Source organism: Robiginitalea sediminis (assembly GCF_002198115.1).
Lineage (GTDB): Bacteria > Bacteroidota > Bacteroidia > Flavobacteriales > Flavobacteriaceae > Robiginitalea > Robiginitalea sediminis.
This window is the reverse complement of record NZ_NGNR01000001.1, coordinates 812,296-827,040: the sequence shown is the minus strand read 5'-3', so window position 1 is coordinate 827,040 and position 14,745 is coordinate 812,296. Positions and strand designations below refer to the sequence as shown.

The 14,745-nt window shown below is 41.0% G+C and carries 14 protein-coding genes; 2 read left to right on the top strand and 12 right to left on the bottom strand.

What is annotated here, in order from left to right; all coding sequences use genetic code 11:
• Window positions 1–90 precede the first annotated feature (90 nt).
• Both CA832_RS03720 and CA832_RS03715 read right to left on the bottom strand, forming a co-directional pair.
• Entirely contained in the window at window positions 91–567 is a 477-nt protein-coding gene (locus CA832_RS03720; RefSeq protein ID WP_088340200.1) for a cupin domain-containing protein, read from the bottom strand.
• A gap of 29 nt (window positions 568–596) precedes the next feature.
• Window positions 597–953, bottom strand: a complete 357-nt coding sequence (locus tag CA832_RS03715; protein ID WP_088340199.1) for a hypothetical protein — start codon at window positions 951–953, stop codon at window positions 597–599.
• 413 nt (window positions 954–1,366) lie between these two features.
• Here CA832_RS03715 and CA832_RS03710 point away from each other — a divergent pair, with 413 nt between their 5' ends.
• Window positions 1,367–2,212, top strand: a complete 846-nt coding sequence (locus CA832_RS03710) for a sterol desaturase family protein (protein WP_233131724.1) — start codon at window positions 1,367–1,369, stop codon at window positions 2,210–2,212.
• 479 nt (window positions 2,213–2,691) lie between these two features.
• Entirely contained in the window at window positions 2,692–3,888 is a 1,197-nt protein-coding gene (locus tag CA832_RS03705; RefSeq protein ID WP_088340746.1) for a site-specific integrase, read from the top strand.
• A 713-nt stretch (window positions 3,889–4,601) separates the two neighbouring features.
• On the opposite strand, the gene CA832_RS03695 is transcribed toward CA832_RS03705, so the two are convergent.
• From CA832_RS03695 to CA832_RS03645, 10 genes are all read right to left on the bottom strand, one after another.
• Complete coding sequence (locus CA832_RS03695) at window positions 4,602–5,525, bottom strand: TolB-like translocation protein (RefSeq protein WP_233131723.1); 924 nt, start codon at window positions 5,523–5,525, stop codon at window positions 4,602–4,604.
• A gap of 101 nt (window positions 5,526–5,626) precedes the next feature.
• Window positions 5,627–6,079 (bottom strand): GNAT family N-acetyltransferase, encoded by a 453-nt coding sequence (locus CA832_RS03690; protein WP_088340196.1) that lies wholly within the window; start codon window positions 6,077–6,079, stop codon window positions 5,627–5,629.
• Between the two features lie 101 nt (window positions 6,080–6,180).
• On the bottom strand, window positions 6,181–7,524 hold the full coding sequence (locus tag CA832_RS03685; protein WP_088340195.1) for a serine hydrolase domain-containing protein: 1,344 nt from the start codon (window positions 7,522–7,524) through the stop codon (window positions 6,181–6,183).
• Window positions 7,521–8,384, bottom strand: coding sequence for a TolB family protein (locus CA832_RS03680; RefSeq protein ID WP_088340194.1), 864 nt, complete (start codon window positions 8,382–8,384; stop codon window positions 7,521–7,523). The genes CA832_RS03685 and CA832_RS03680 overlap by 4 nt, the downstream gene beginning before the upstream one ends.
• A gap of 408 nt (window positions 8,385–8,792) precedes the next feature.
• A complete protein-coding gene (locus tag CA832_RS03675) occupies window positions 8,793–9,551 on the bottom strand; it encodes a DUF2268 domain-containing putative Zn-dependent protease (protein WP_158211872.1) in 759 nt (252 codons plus the stop codon).
• Window positions 9,552–9,839: 288 nt separating this feature from the next.
• The gene (locus CA832_RS03670) at window positions 9,840–10,682 is read right to left on the bottom strand and encodes an NmrA family NAD(P)-binding protein (RefSeq protein WP_088340192.1); all 843 of its coding nucleotides are present in this window, start codon (window positions 10,680–10,682) and stop codon (window positions 9,840–9,842) included.
• 28 nt (window positions 10,683–10,710) lie between these two features.
• A complete protein-coding gene (locus CA832_RS03665) occupies window positions 10,711–11,313 on the bottom strand; it encodes a carboxymuconolactone decarboxylase family protein (protein ID WP_088340191.1) in 603 nt (200 codons plus the stop codon).
• Window positions 11,314–11,325: 12 nt separating this feature from the next.
• The gene (locus CA832_RS03660) at window positions 11,326–11,697 is read right to left on the bottom strand and encodes an anthrone oxygenase family protein (protein ID WP_233131722.1); all 372 of its coding nucleotides are present in this window, start codon (window positions 11,695–11,697) and stop codon (window positions 11,326–11,328) included.
• A gap of 598 nt (window positions 11,698–12,295) precedes the next feature.
• Window positions 12,296–13,282, bottom strand: coding sequence for an AraC family transcriptional regulator (locus tag CA832_RS03650; RefSeq protein ID WP_088340189.1), 987 nt, complete (start codon window positions 13,280–13,282; stop codon window positions 12,296–12,298).
• Between the two features lie 188 nt (window positions 13,283–13,470).
• Entirely contained in the window at window positions 13,471–13,839 is a 369-nt protein-coding gene (locus tag CA832_RS03645; protein ID WP_088340188.1) for a GNAT family N-acetyltransferase, read from the bottom strand.
• Window positions 13,840–14,745 lie beyond the last annotated feature (906 nt).

The following is a 14,745-nucleotide window of genomic DNA, read 5'->3' as shown; positions in this document are numbered from 1 at the left end:
AACCCTCAATTTTTATGAGAAATGCTGGGAATTAACATTCGGCCAGAGCATATACAAGGTACACCGGCCTTATGTTTTGAGGTGACTCCCTTATTGACCCCCTACCTGTCGGGCGACCGCATCGTAAGCCTCCTGGGTGAGGACCTCTGTCCAGGTTGTTGGGGTGGATCCTCCGTAGATCGCCAGGTAGGTCACGTCGCCTTCCTTAGAGGAGGCGTGCCAATGCTCGGTTTCCTTCGGACAGGTGATCACGTCTCCTTTTTTCATGAGGATAGGCGCTTTCCCCCGCTCCTGGTAATAGCCTGCGCCTTCCACTACGATGAGGACCTGGGGGGTTCCGTGCCAGTGCCAGTCCAGGGTGGAATTGGCCTTAAAGGTGGCCTTGGTGATGTTGTAGCCCAAATCACCATCGGCCCGGACCAGGCCATTGAGCCAGGCTTCGCCAATATAATGGGTATTGGGGGCTTTCATGCCCTCATCCAAATAAGAGGTAACAGTATACGTGTCCGATTGGGAAACCCCGAGGAATGGGATGCTGCACAACAGCAGGAGGATAGAAGTCTTCATAGGATGCGGTGAAAATGTTGAGCGCTAAGTTACGAAGGGATTTTTTCGTAATCCACACTCGCGCGGGCCATTTGGTCTGTTTCCGGGTCCAGGTAGAGTTCCTGCCCCACCAGGAGTTTTACTTTTTTGGTTTCCCTCCCGCCCACCGGGATGGTTGCGAGAATTTCCCCCTTTTGCTGGATCCGGATGGAAAAGGCCACCTCCCCAAGGTTCCTGACAATAGCGTAGCAGTCTTCCCCCGCATAGGGGTTTACAGTGCCATCCTGCCCGGGGCCCTTCCCGGTCATGAGCATACTCTGGTTGGGGTCCAGTTCAAACTCCGTCTGGGCAATCAGATGTATTTGCGCCAGAAGTAGCATCGCACAAAAAAGGCATACCTGTTTCATTACCTCAATTTTCTGAGAAGATCGGCATTACTAAGGAGGCAGCAGTGGAAAATGGGAGGGATTTAACAATTTGACGATACCCGTAGCCCTGGCATGGTTTGTTCATTCCCAACCACAGAGCAAATTCCCGATGCGATTACCGCAAACAAAACCAAATGCCGTTTTAAGCCCGGCTGTCTCCAATCAGATGACCTTTTAAATAAGACGTCAGAATTCGTTAGCTTTAGGAGTGCTTAAGATAGATTCGCCTAACTCAGTATGAATTGGTTTTTATAGAATTTCTTGAAACCCTGTATCAGGAAATCGTCGGATTTCTTGGCATCCGTTCGCTCTGGGAAATTTTAAGTTCCGGCAATTATGAGGCCCTCAGGACTTATGAGGGTGTGGCATCACTCATTTATCCCATCATCCCTTTGCTCATTCTGCTTGAATTTGTACTTGGATGGGTCTATAAAAAGCCACAGACCAAGGTATACAAGGTCAATTTTCTGATCTATGTCTTCAACCGTATCGTAGGCCGCTTCATCGCCATAGGCATGGTCGGTTTTCTCATCGGATGGCTTCAACCCCTCGCACCTTTTCAGACCTCGGGTACCTGGTACTGGTTTGTCTATGGATACATTATTTGGGAATTTGCGCATTTCATCTACCACTATCTGGGACACAAGGTGCGGTTGTTTTGGTGCCTGCATGCCACGCATCACTCTCCCGAAGACATGAATTTGTCGGTAACGCACGCACACTTCTTTCTAGAAGCTCCTTATGCCGATACCATCCGCACCTCTATTTGTATCCTGCTGGGGGTTCGTCCCGAACTACTCTTTTTGATTATGTTCATAGACGGTACCTATGGCGCCTTTATACACGTAGGGGAGAATCTCATCAAGGACGCCCGATTCGGATGGCTGAACCACCTGATCCTGACCCCCTCACATCATAGGGTGCACCATGCCCGAAATCCCTTGTATATGGATACAAACTTTTGCAACCTTTTAAACATATGGGATCGGGTGTTTAAAACCTATCAGGAAGAGGACATGGAGCAAAAGCCCGAATACGGCATTACCCGTAAGATCAATAGCGGAAGTTTTGTAGACGTCTATTTTGGTGAAATCATTGCGTTGGCCAAAGACGTCTGGTACGCTCCGGGAATAGCCAATAAGTTGGCCTACATAGTGATGCCTCCGGGATGGAGCCATGACGGGCATCACAAGACTGCCAAACGCATTCGACAGGATTATATCAAATCCCTGGGTTGATCACTCATCATCTCTGATGGGCTTTTTGCTCCAACCGGACCGAGCGTAAAAAAAACAGTCCGGTGGACTGTTTTAGCGAAGGGGCCAGATGGCGCGGTGGCAGGGTCCTGGTTCGAGCGAAACCAAGACCAAAAAAAACGCCGGCAGGCGCCGGCGTTATGCTCCCCCTCTTGGGCTCGAACCCGGCCGAACGGCCAGCAAAGGTCCGGTGGACCTTTGATAGTGAGGCGCGAGATGGCGCGTTGGCTCGAGACCAAGAGAAATAAAAAAGGCCGGTGAATACCGGCCTATGTTGTAGCTCCCCCTCTTGGGCTCGAACCAAGGACCCTCTGATTAACAGCCTCGGCCAGGGAGGTATTATTAAATACAAAATCCTTCATATAACTCTCACTTTCTGATCATTACATAATATTTGATGTCAATTGGATTCAATTGATATCACCAAATTGTTTGCAAATTGTTTCACTACCTTCTGGTTTGTGAAGACATTTTTAAGCCTTTTACAAGATACGAGAAGGAAGAAAAAGGACGGATCCTATCCCATCGTTTTTCGCCTTACTCACCATCGAAAAACCACTTCGATCACCGCGGGATTTTCAGTACATTCTGCCTATTGGGATGTTCGAAAATCAGAGATCAAAACCTCCTGGCCTGGTTCTCGCCACGTGAGCCGGATAAACAATTTATTGCTCAAGGAGAAAACACGAATGGTGGATGTTTTAAACAAGCTATTCGACCGGGGAGAGTTGGATTATATGTCTATCAATCAGGTGCGCGAACGGATCTCTCGTAGAAAAAATTTTGACTCCTTCCTGGCATTTGGCGAAGAGAAAGTTGAGGAGCTCAATGCCTCGCAACGATTCGGTACTGCCCGGTCCTATGCAGGACTTATTAGGATACTTCGTGTATTTAGCAAGGGAAGGGACATTCGATTTAACGAGATCAATTACGATTTCCTCAAGAAGTTCGAGCAATTCCATCTTTCCAAGGAAGGTAATACACTAAACGGGGTGGCCTCCTATATGCGAGTATTAAAAGCCATTTACAACAAAGGGATCAAGGAAGGGTACATCGAAAGAGAGGCCTACCCATTTTTTCATTACAAGATCCGAATGACTCCAACTGCCAAGCGGGCTTTAGATGCAGAATGTCTTAGCAAGATAATGGCACTCAAAGTAGAAATGGGAACGAAACTCTTCCATTACAGGAATTATTTTTTGATCTCCTTTATGCTCTATGGGATGTCCTTTGTAGATATGTGCTTCCTGAAAATAGAGAATATTGTAGAAGGTCGTATTCTGGTGAGGCGTAAAAAGACCTCGAAACACTACAACATAAAGATTACGGACGCTTTGTGGGAGTTGCTCGAATACTATATCGAAGGAAAATCGGAGAAGGAATTCATCCTTCCCGTAATTAATCGGGCTTCCCTGGAAGATCAGCACAAGGATAACGACTGGGAGCGCCACCGCTACAACAGAGGTTTGAAAGAAATAGCCGCACTGTGTGGGATACGGCATAGACTGACCACCTATGTCTCACGGCACAGCTTTGCGACCCATGCCATGCTTCAAAACATCCCCCTTCAGGCTATTTCAGCGATGCTGGGTCATAGCAAGCTGAATACAACACAAATCTATTTGAAATCACTTCCAACGGACGTTCTGGATGCATAAAATGAAAAGCTGGTGGAGGCAATTTAGACTAAGAGCATTAGTTTTCAACGGTTTGGCTATTCGTAGTGCGGGATTTCATGGCACTTCACTTTCCGGTTACCAATATGTTTGCTAATGTTCTCTAAATATAAATTTAGCACTAAACCCCGGCTTACGTATAGCTATTGTTAGCAATTAATTATACCCCTACTTATGAACTCTTTTAGGTATCTTGTTTTTTCAAGACAGTCCATAGCAAAACTGACATTACCATCGTCAGCAGTGCAAAAAGTTGCTCTGTAGCTGATTTTGCTAGCACATTTCCAACCGTATTTAGGATAAACAGCACCAGAAATGCCCAAAGAGAGAAGTTTACAACTTTCGAAGTAAGAAGCGGTCGTATAAATGATCCTTTTATCATTAGAACTACTGTCAAATAAATGGAAACAATTATCGAAATGCACTCAAGCATATACATTTCACTATCACTACCTAAACTTCCTCCCCATATTATGTCTTGTGGTATGATCTTTAGGAGTACACTTATGTGAAATAGGGTAAGAGGAATTAAGATCGAAAGTAGAAATCGAATAGCTAATTTGGCTTCATAATATGCTTTAACTCATTTTTTATTATCAACGCCTGATCATAGATATAGCTTCATACCCTCCTAAGTAGCTGTTTTTCCCATCTTTTCATAAAGGCGCACTCTTTTTTTTCTTTTGATTCAAACTTTAATTACATTTTTTAAAAATCTCAGTAGAATTGACCCAGTATACTTTGCCTTTCATAACACCCGTCCATCCGCTATTTGATGGATAGCTATATCTTTTGGAAAAGAAAAAATATTTATTGTCGGGTGACATATAAGGACAATAATAAACCCAGTTTTCATCTATAGTTTCACCAAGGTTAAAAACAGTAGGTCTCTGCCACTTGCCATTTTTTTTGAATGAAACTGCAAAGCCCCTTTCATCAGTATAGGTATTAGCAGTGATAAGGAAACTTTCATCTGGTGAAACATAGGTACCTCTTTCTCCTTTATCAGAATTTACTTCTGCGCCAATATTTACTGGTGTATCAAACTTTCCATTTCCTAAGTATTGCGCACGATAAATATCTCTTCCTCCAAAACCACCAGGTCTATCAGATGTAAAGTATAAACTACCGTCTGAAACCACAACAGGGTATGATTCTGCATATTCCTGAGTTGATATAGGCTGTTCAACTTTAGTAGCTAATTGCCATTTCCCATCAACTTTTTGACTTTTATAAATATCAGGTTTAGATTTTTTCAAACGGTCCTCTGGACTTATCCCCAGAAAATACATTGTATTTCCATCTTGGCTGATGGAAGGATCAATGGCAACTGACTCTTTCTCGTGATCAGCAAACATTTGTAAAGGTTTTGGTGAACTCCAATGACCATCAGTGAACTCAGAATGATGGATAACAAATTTCTTATTGATGATTCTTGTGAAAAATACTTCTGTAAAAGAAGTGTTAAACACTGTATTAATTTCAATACTGTCGGTGTTAACAATTGATGATGCAAATACTTTGGGAGTAGATGTAGGAGGTGCTTGATCTAGATACGATTGATTAGAATTAGTTTGCTTACAGCCAAGCAACATTAAATGAAGTCCAATTACGAGCAATAGGAAATGTTTTCTATTCACTTGGTGTTTAAATTGGTTCTGAGGGATTACTACAGGTTAAAAAGTAAGTATTGTTAATTTGAGCATACCATTCTCATGCTCTATAAATGCATTTTCATTCCTTCGTGTGTGGCCTTAAATCCAAGAGATTCATAAAAACGTATGGCATCAGGTCGCTTTTTGTCTGTTGTAAGCTGTAGCACATGGGCACCATTTTCTTTGGCTCTGAAAATAGCCCATTTCAACATCTTAGTACCCAGCCCAGTTCCTCTATAATTTTTATGGATACGTACTGCCTCCATCTGAGCTCGAATTCCGCCCTGATAAGTCAGATACTGTATGAATGAAAGCTGCATGGCACCAATGATCTCACCCTGCTCGTTCTCAACCACTATGAGTTTCTGATTGGAATCCCTATCAATCTTATGGAAAGCCTCAATGTATGAAGAGGGTAGTGGTAGCTGGTAATCTTCCCGGATGCTTCCGAGTTTGTCATCAGCTAGCATTGCTACAATTAGTGGTACATCAATCTCTTTTGCTTTTCTGATCATCATTTGAGCTCTATTATTGAAGTCTGTTTTATAAATAATACTATTTCGATGTGGATAAATCCCGTAGCCCAAAGAGCATAGTGCATGTGCCGTATTTTAGGTGGTTATTCTTTTTTGTAGACACCCCTATAATCACCTTGCTCAAAAATCAATTGGTTCCCATCATCCGAAAAAGTAAACGAGATTGATTCTGCATAAAGTTGTTCTAAAACAAACCTATTATTGCCCCAATAAACTAATGGTGCTTTGAATTCATTTTTTATGAAATTGACTAAAACATTGTTGTCTTGAATGAAAACACATTGATCTTCAGGGTCATTTTCAGAAATATAAACTCCTACAAACTGTGCAACTTCTTCTTCAGAAATGGTGACTTCCTGTTTTCCCAAATAGACTTTCAAGATTTCAGAATATACTTCCTCAATAGGCATGGATGATGCATTTGAGCTTATAGTTAAGGCTACATCAAGATCCATAAAGTAAATGCTATTGGCTGTAAAACCATCGATATTTCCACCATGCCCATACCCAGACTGATCATGTATATGGTATCTGAAAATACCCATACCATGATTGCGAATAATAGTGGTCATTTTCTCTATCGATGCTGAAGAAATTAATTGACCATTCATCAAACTTCTAAAAAAGATGTTTAGATCTGAAGGAGTTGAAAGTAGTGAGCCACTACCCTTAGCGATGGATAAATGAGTTTCAGGGAATAATTTCCATTCTCCATTTTCTGAAGTGTATGAGAAGCTTTCGTTATGATCTGAATGAGTGGTTTTACCCACATAGGTATCTTGAAGCCCAAGCGGTTTGATGATGTTTTTTTCTAATAAGTTTTCGTAGCGATCGTCATAAACGAGCTCAAGCAGTTGTGCAAGTAAAAAGTAATTGGAGTTACTGTACTCGGTATTTTCACCTGGCTCAAAATTTCTATCAAGACTGATTATCACATTCATTAAATCTTTTGAAGATTGATTTTGAGTGCGATTATCCCAAAAATACTGGTCTTTGGTATAGCTCATAATTCCACTTTGATGGTGCAATAAGTGAGCTATAGTGATTTTGTCTCCATCTAATAATGTCGGAAAGAAACTATCAATTGTTTGATCAAGTTGAATTTTGCCATCTTCAATTGCTTTAAAGATAAGGACAGCAGTAAAGACTTTTGTAATTGAGGCAATTCTGTATTTTGTGTTTTTATTCGCTTTTATCTCACTTTCAAGGTCGCTGTAACCTATCGCATTGGAATAGACAACTTCACCATTCTTTGAGAGAGACACACTTCCCATGAATATTTGATCCTTTGCAAGATTTGTCAAAAAACTGTCTATTTCAACCGCGTAGTTATTTCTTGATTGCGTTTCTGTTTTCTGTGGCTTGTCGTTTTCTTTGCAAGAAAACACCAGAGCAAGTGTTACCAGAATTAATATTTTGTTATTCATTTTTTTGAATTGTTTTTACTTTGAAACTCTAATTGTGCTTTTATAGGCTGGAATTCTATCCAATAAATATTTCCCTTGTTTTCATCACCTCTATGGAAAAACAGGTACTTCTGATCGGGAGAAACACTCGGGCACATTTCAGTTAGAGGGGTATTTACTTGAGGTCCCATATTCAATGCTTTCGTCCAGTGACCCTTTCGGTTGAAACTGATGTATAAGTCACTACCACCTTGACCTGAGTCACGTTTTGCATCGTAGATGAGGTAGCTTTCATCAGGTGCTATATAAGAATGGGCTATATATTTGCCCTCAAAGTTGATGGCACTTCCCATTCTTTCAATTGGCTGATACTTTCCTTCTTGATTGATAGACTGATAGATTACCCAGTCTTCAGGTTTGTCTCCTTTTTCTCCGGTAGTGAAGAAGAGATTTCCCTTTTCTGAAGAAGTTAAGTACATAATTACTGACTCATCAATGAATGGGCTTTCTAATGGAACCGGATTACTCCATCCGTTTAGATTCCTCACACTATACCATTGGTGCAGTCCATTAGATGTAGAGGAATCTGGCAGAGGTCGGGTACTTCCAAAAAAGAGTCGCGTTCCCTGAGGGTTGATTTGTGGCTCAAAGTCCCATCCAGATTTAGCCTTAAAAAACACAGGTTCCGGATCTGTCCAATGACCTTCCACCAGTTGCATCGTCATAATCTCATTGTTCGAGTCAGGCTGCCTTCTGGTCCAAAATACTTCGTCCATTGCTGGTGTGAAAGTGATCGCAAACTCAAAGGCATCTGTTGAGATTTTTCCTTCACTAAAAATTACTGCCTCATCATAGGCAGGTGACTGACTAAGCGAAATCAATCTCGACTTTTTTGTAATATGATTGGAACACCAAATAACAATCAATCCGACTGTTAAGAATATAGTAGTTCGAGTAGACAGTCTCGTATTTTTAAGCAGGTTTGTAGATCTCATTTTATTTCAAAAATCAAGTTTATAAGGCTGCTATAAGAACCTATTTTAGGTTATGTACTTTTATGCGGAATGGTTTTAAACCCAGATAAAACAGCATCCCCAGCAAGGTTCCACAATATTGATTGGTTTGATATTCATTTACTTGGCAAACATCATTTAGATTCAATTCCTGTTTCAACTAACTACTGAGCACTAAAAGTGCTACACTGAATTAGCCAAGGAGCTTGGTGATAGCAGAACATTGGTGACTATGATTTTAGGTGGGGGTTTTTTTTGTGATTTATTTTATTCATGTTAATAACCAGCTAATTCAAGAATCTCAGTCGGACTTAATTCACTCAAGGCTAATATACTTTTGCTTGATTTCTCCATTGCTTTTCTGATTATATAATTGCCTGTTCTATAGCCAATGTAGCTTCTACCATCAGGGTGTATTCCCGATACCCATGTCATATAATCGGCTTCTTTTGGCAGTTGTAGGATTTCATCTACCCAAGCATCTGTAACATCGGCAGTAGAGTTCACCACTTCTGACTCTCCTGTATATTCTTCAGCAAAAACTACCGCCAATCCTTCATTTATTGCTGCGATATCTATACCCTGTTCAAATTCATTTTGCTCAATAGACCAGCCTCGTTGAACATGATGTAATTCGTGCCATAGCAAGCTCTTTAAACCATCTTGCCCTGCTTTAACTACCCCTCCAGGATATTGACTTGAAAGATCAACTTGAATTAACGCGTTCATCTTATGCCTTAAAGTCATCCCCGAGACACCTTTGACTATATCCAGATTGTGATCTACTATATTAACTTTATACATAATGGTATCTGGAAGCTTTGTTAATACCATACTCACCTGATTTGTATGTTGAGTTAGTGCTTTTTCTATCACACTTTTCTCTTCTAGTGTTAGTGTTGTATCTGAGGTATATGTAAAAAGAACCGTTTTAACCTCGAGTAATTTTTCTGAGCTATTTGGGTTTAATTGAACATCTATTCCAATAACAAAAAAGGAAAGAATAATTGATGTTATAGCCGTGAATGTGTTCATTAAGTGCCTTATATTCATGATGTTGAGTTTATGGGTGTAGTTTTTAGTCCGAATTAATATTGTACGTTTTAAGTAATTCACAGCTAGCACTCAACTCTTGATAATCGGATAATTGAGTAGTTGAAATGACTAAATACTCTACTTTTCGATCGACATTCTGGAACAGCCTAAAAAGATCAGGCCAACGATTAAGATCATTGCGTCTCTATAGAGTCGGCCTGTTTCTTTAATACATTCCATCGATTTATTACCCCAATTAGCTATGACTATGTCCGTGTGTAGTTGATGTTAGATGCTTTCTGATACGGCTTGATTCCAAACACCAGTATCTAAGGTCTTTTGCACATATTCTTCAAAAGAAGTGGCTCTGCGGCCTAGCACTCTTTTGACATCATTAGACACTGCCTGATTGTCAGGGTTTCCAAGCACCTCTTTAAATAGATAGCCAAAGAGCCATACATAAGAATCCGGAAGGCCTGCAGCTTTCATTCCTGCTTTGAACTCTTCGATAGAGATAGGGATGTATTGGATGTTTCTTCCAATGGCTTGCTCCATTATTTTTACTATCTGGCCAAAGGTTAGTTTTTTGGGGCCGGTCACGGTGATGGTTTCACCGTTGTAGGAATCGTCTACCAGCACCTTCGTCACTACTTCAGCGATATCGTCTGCATCTACAAATGGAATCTCTGCCTCTGGCATAGGTAGCGCTACTTGTCCCGCCAAGACGAAATCAAGAAAAGCTCCTTCGCTAAAATTCTGGTTAAACCATGATGCCCTTACCAGAGTATAGTTAAGCCCCGAATTCGCCACGATTTCTTCACAGGCTTCTGCTACCGTTTCTCCCTTTCCAGATAGCAGCACAACTTTTTCTACACCTGCTTTCAAAGCTGCCTCGGTTAATGCTGTGATGGCTTCTTTGGCGCCAGGAACTGCCAGATCAGGATAATAAACGATGTAGGCACGATCCATTCCTTTAAGGGCAGGCGCAAAAGTGGAGTAGTCTTCCCAATCAAATGCAGGAGTGCCTTTCCTTGACCCTACGGTTACATGGTGGCCTAATTCAGAGAGGCCTTTTACTACTCGGTGACCAGTCTTACCGGTTCCTCCGATTACTAAGATATTGTCTTTCATTTCTATAATTTTGAGTTTAAATCTTTGCTCAAAGCTGCTTCTCTAATTCATGCAGCTTTTTGAGTTTGCTTTTTTTGATGGTGTTCTTAATAAGTCCTATGAACCAAGGGACACCATAGCCATTCTTTGCGAGGTGCTGCCCTCCAAATTGGTAAATTGCCTGGTTGCCTTTGATACCGTGTCCGTCTAGCAATCGGTTGTAGAAATTGAATAGACAGCCGACTAGAATGGCTTCATGCAGCGCATCTTCTGACCAGCCTGCTGCTATTACTTTTTCCACATCGGCTTTGGTGAGTTTGCTTGCGGTCAGGGTTAATTTTTTCAGGTAATGAAAGACCGGCTTTAGTGATTCGTTAATAGGTGCTGAATCGACATCTTCAATCAGCTGTTCTATTACCTGAGGACTGATACCGAATTGCTCAGCTACGGCTTTATGAGAGCCGTGGCAAAATGCACAAGCATTGAGCCCTGAAACATACGCAGCCATTATTTCGCGCTCTGCTTCGGTAAAAGAGGATTTACCTCTCATGATTTCCTGTGACGCTTTATCCATAGGGCCGAGCCTTGGACGATCATTGAAGGTAATATCTGTTATATCGGAGTTTTCGTTGAGATAACTAAAAAAGGCCATTTGATTTGTGATTTAAGGATTAGATTCTTTTACATGAACAAAGAGCGCTACTACCGACAGAAGGAATGAGACTACTGCAAATACTGTCCGAATTAGATGAAGCTTGTTCCAGTTGGTTTCGTAGAACTGTCTGAATTGCGCTATCTGTGAGGCGTTCATTTCTCCAATTTTGAGAACATCTAATTGATCATTGAGTGGTACATTGCCAAGCCCTGTCACTAGTATCGTTCCTGCCATATAGGTTATAGCAGAGGATAGCATAAGTCCGAACACGACTTTGTTAGAATGAAACTCATAAATACTGGCAATGCTTAGCAAAATCACACTACCAAAGAATACAATAAAGAATGCTGGGTTGAGAATTGCCCTGTTGATAGACTGCATAGTTTCTAGGTAGGGTTGATTCCCTATTAGCTTAGTTCCTGGATTCCCGAAACCGACCAGGCGAATAACAAGCCTGCTGAAAGGCCAGTCAGGATTACTGCTCCCAACAAGACCATTGCTTTTAGTGAAATTTCCATATTTATAGTATGTTTTCAGTGAACAGCCATTTTTTCAGCTTGATGAATTCTTCATTGGTCAATTGGATCTCGTTTCCTTTAGGCATTCTCCGTTCGACAAAGACCATCTGATAGATTTTTTTTGCCCTTCTGGATATGTTCTTTTCATTAAAGACCATGAAAGGGTTCTGTTTGCGATGGCAGACATTACATTTCGTATCAAGAATCTTAAATGCTTCTTTTTTTAGCTTTTCGTCCTTATAAGGTAGCTCGCCATGATTCTCATGGATATCTGTTTGGGTATTAAAAGCGCTAATCACAATCAGCGCTGCTGTTATTACTCCTAGCCATGATGTTTAAATGAGTCTTGCTTTCATTTTATTCGTAATTGATTACGAGTGTAAAATTGAAAGTAAGGGAGGGGGTATGCTTGACATTTTGAGCCAAAGCTTTGATACTTTACGCCAAAATGGAGGTGTGAATTAGTTTTTCCGAAATTCGACAGGGGAAAGGCCCTTCCATCGCTTGAATGCACGGTTAAAAGCACTTTGCTCTGAAAAACCAGTTTCGAATGCAATTTCAGCTATACTTCTCGATGATTTTTTCAGCAGATTTGTAGCAACGCTTTCCTGAATCTTTTTGATTAGATCGCGGTAAGAGACTCCAGCTTCAGTTAATCTTCGTGTCAACGTGCGATTGCTCATGCCCATATGTTCGGCAATGTGATGAATGCTTGGGATGCCGCTAGGGAGTGCATCTGTTATCAGCTTCTCTACATCAAAAACCAGTTTATTACCCGCAACCTCAAGTTTATTGGTTTCTTCTTCGACTCGCTCAACGAGAAAACGATTGATACTTGCATCTGCCTTAGCTGTACGGGTTTCCAGGTCAGAAGTCTTGTAAGTAATTGCGTAATGCTGTTGATTAAAAAGTATTGTGCATTGGAATGCTTCTTCATAAGTGCTGAGATCGCTGGGCGGGTTATGCTTAAAAGAAACCTCAATGGGCGAAATATTCGTTTCTGTCATGTCTCTTAATACAACCACAGCAGCAGAAAGGGTAGCTTCATTAGAAAGCTCTAAACCTCTTCGATGTGGCTCGCGTAGTAAGTAAATAGTTGAAATATTTGATTTTTTATCAACTTTAAAAACGTAAGTATTGGAGAGTAATTTGAAATAACGCTCACTTCTATCGAAAATCTCACCTGCCCAGGAACAGGTCCGCCATGAGAGCCCCAGAACACCATAATCTTCAATTTTCATTTGTTGGCCTACTCTAACCGAGAAACCAGGCCCTAGCCTTTCATCGATCATCTCATGGAGTTTAAAAAACTCATCAGCTGGTACAGCTTGAATGTTGTCAATATCAGACATCGGTGTTGGAAGTTCAATGAAATCATTTCTGGTCATGCCTTCAGCGATAGCATGATTAATCACTTTACGATATAGATTGATTGAAATGTATTTCACCTTTTTAGTTACTATGCAAAATATCTAATGAAGTTGACTTTGTCATTATCGCTAACGGTTCGTGTATGATTAGTTGCGGACTATTCCAACGGAAAATGTCCGCCTAGCCCTAAAGATAATTGATGGCAGGAATTTCCACTTGGAAATTCCGACCGCAATTAATTATACACCTTGTTGTACGCAGGTTTTTATTCCGTCAGTTTGAGTTCGAATATTTTGGAATTCCTGTCGGGAAACTTATATTCAGGCGGGATTTGTGACCTGTCCAATTCAAAAAATCCATTCTTTTCGTAAAATCGGTGCGACGCCTTGGCAACTGAAGGTGTGTCCAGCAGAATACTTTTAAATCCGATTTTTTCGGATTCCGACTTTAATTTGTCGAATAGATTTTGAGCAATTTTTAAGTCCGTCCCACGCAGTTCTTTTTTGACGAACATCTTTCTTAAAACCCCAATATTCCCATTCAATTTTTGAAGTCCGATACATCCCACAATTTCACGTTCCAACTCCGCAATCCAAAACCCACCACCTTTATAAAATTCTGCCGTATCAATCAAGTCCCGTTGTTCATTTTCTTAAAACCGAAGTCCAAATTCCCCGTTTTGTATTCCGAGCACGAATTCGCTCAATTCGGCTTGTTGTTCCGACTTGATATTTTTTATCGTCATATTAGGTCAACTTGCGTACAACGTTTCTGTATAGTGCATTATGCACTAAATATCCTTTATAGGCCCAAGATAGTAGATCATGAATTTCCTGGAAGGAATGCTCAGCTACCTGGGAATAAATCTCGGTGGTCTCGCTTTAATTATGTCTTATTACTTCCAGGATTTTTGGAAAGATCTTTCATCTTGTAAACTCAACAATCTTTCAGAATAATGGCCGTAGGAGCCGTAAATGGATAGTGCAACTTGACGCAATTTATTTCTTTGCTTCGCAAAGGGTTCGGAAGAAGCAAGAGGGTAACCGGCTACCGCCGGTTACGATATCATTATCCGCTTATATTCTATCACTTGAAGAATCTCTTGTTTGACTAGTGATTCCATTTTTATGATAAAAACATCCCAACTGATTGATATTCAGTTATGAATTATGATAAAAAAGTGGATTTTGCTCCAAATGATTGCCTAGGCAAGCAGGTAAGTTTTGGTAAGATTTGGTAAGATTTGGGTTAAAAAAGTGCTCTTGAATTGACTCGGGGAATGATACGACAAAGCCTTGGAGAACAAGAAAAAAGGGGTAAAACTGTTAAAATTTGGGGTGTTTGCAAAATGTTTGCAAATGAAAAAAGCTTCAGAAGTCTGAGACTCGCTGAAGCTTTATGTTTACTGGGCTCCCCCTCTTGGGCTCGAACCGGACCGAGCGTTAAAAAACAGTCCGGTGGACTGTTTTAGCGAAGGGGCCAGATGGCGCGGTGGCAGGGTCCTGGTTCGAGCGAAACCAAGACCAAAAAAAACGCCGGC

Excerpts from the sequence above, each read along its gene's own strand:
- CA832_RS03720 (WP_088340200.1), bottom strand. The coding sequence starts at position 567 with ATGAAGACTTCTATCCTCCTGCTGTTGTGCAGCATCCCATTCCTCGGG.
- CA832_RS03715 (WP_088340199.1), bottom strand. The coding sequence starts at position 953 with ATGAAACAGGTATGCCTTTTTTGTGCGATGCTACTTCTGGCGCAAATA.
- CA832_RS03690 (WP_088340196.1), bottom strand. The coding sequence starts at position 6,079 with ATGATGATCAGAAAAGCAAAAGAGATTGATGTACCACTAATTGTAGCA.
- CA832_RS03685 (WP_088340195.1), bottom strand. The coding sequence starts at position 7,524 with ATGAATAACAAAATATTAATTCTGGTAACACTTGCTCTGGTGTTTTCT.
- CA832_RS03675 (WP_158211872.1), bottom strand. The coding sequence starts at position 9,551 with ATGAACACATTCACGGCTATAACATCAATTATTCTTTCCTTTTTTGTT.
- CA832_RS03670 (WP_088340192.1), bottom strand. The coding sequence starts at position 10,682 with ATGAAAGACAATATCTTAGTAATCGGAGGAACCGGTAAGACTGGTCAC.
- CA832_RS03665 (WP_088340191.1), bottom strand. The coding sequence starts at position 11,313 with ATGGCCTTTTTTAGTTATCTCAACGAAAACTCCGATATAACAGATATT.
- CA832_RS03660 (WP_233131722.1), bottom strand. The coding sequence starts at position 11,697 with ATGCAGTCTATCAACAGGGCAATTCTCAACCCAGCATTCTTTATTGTA.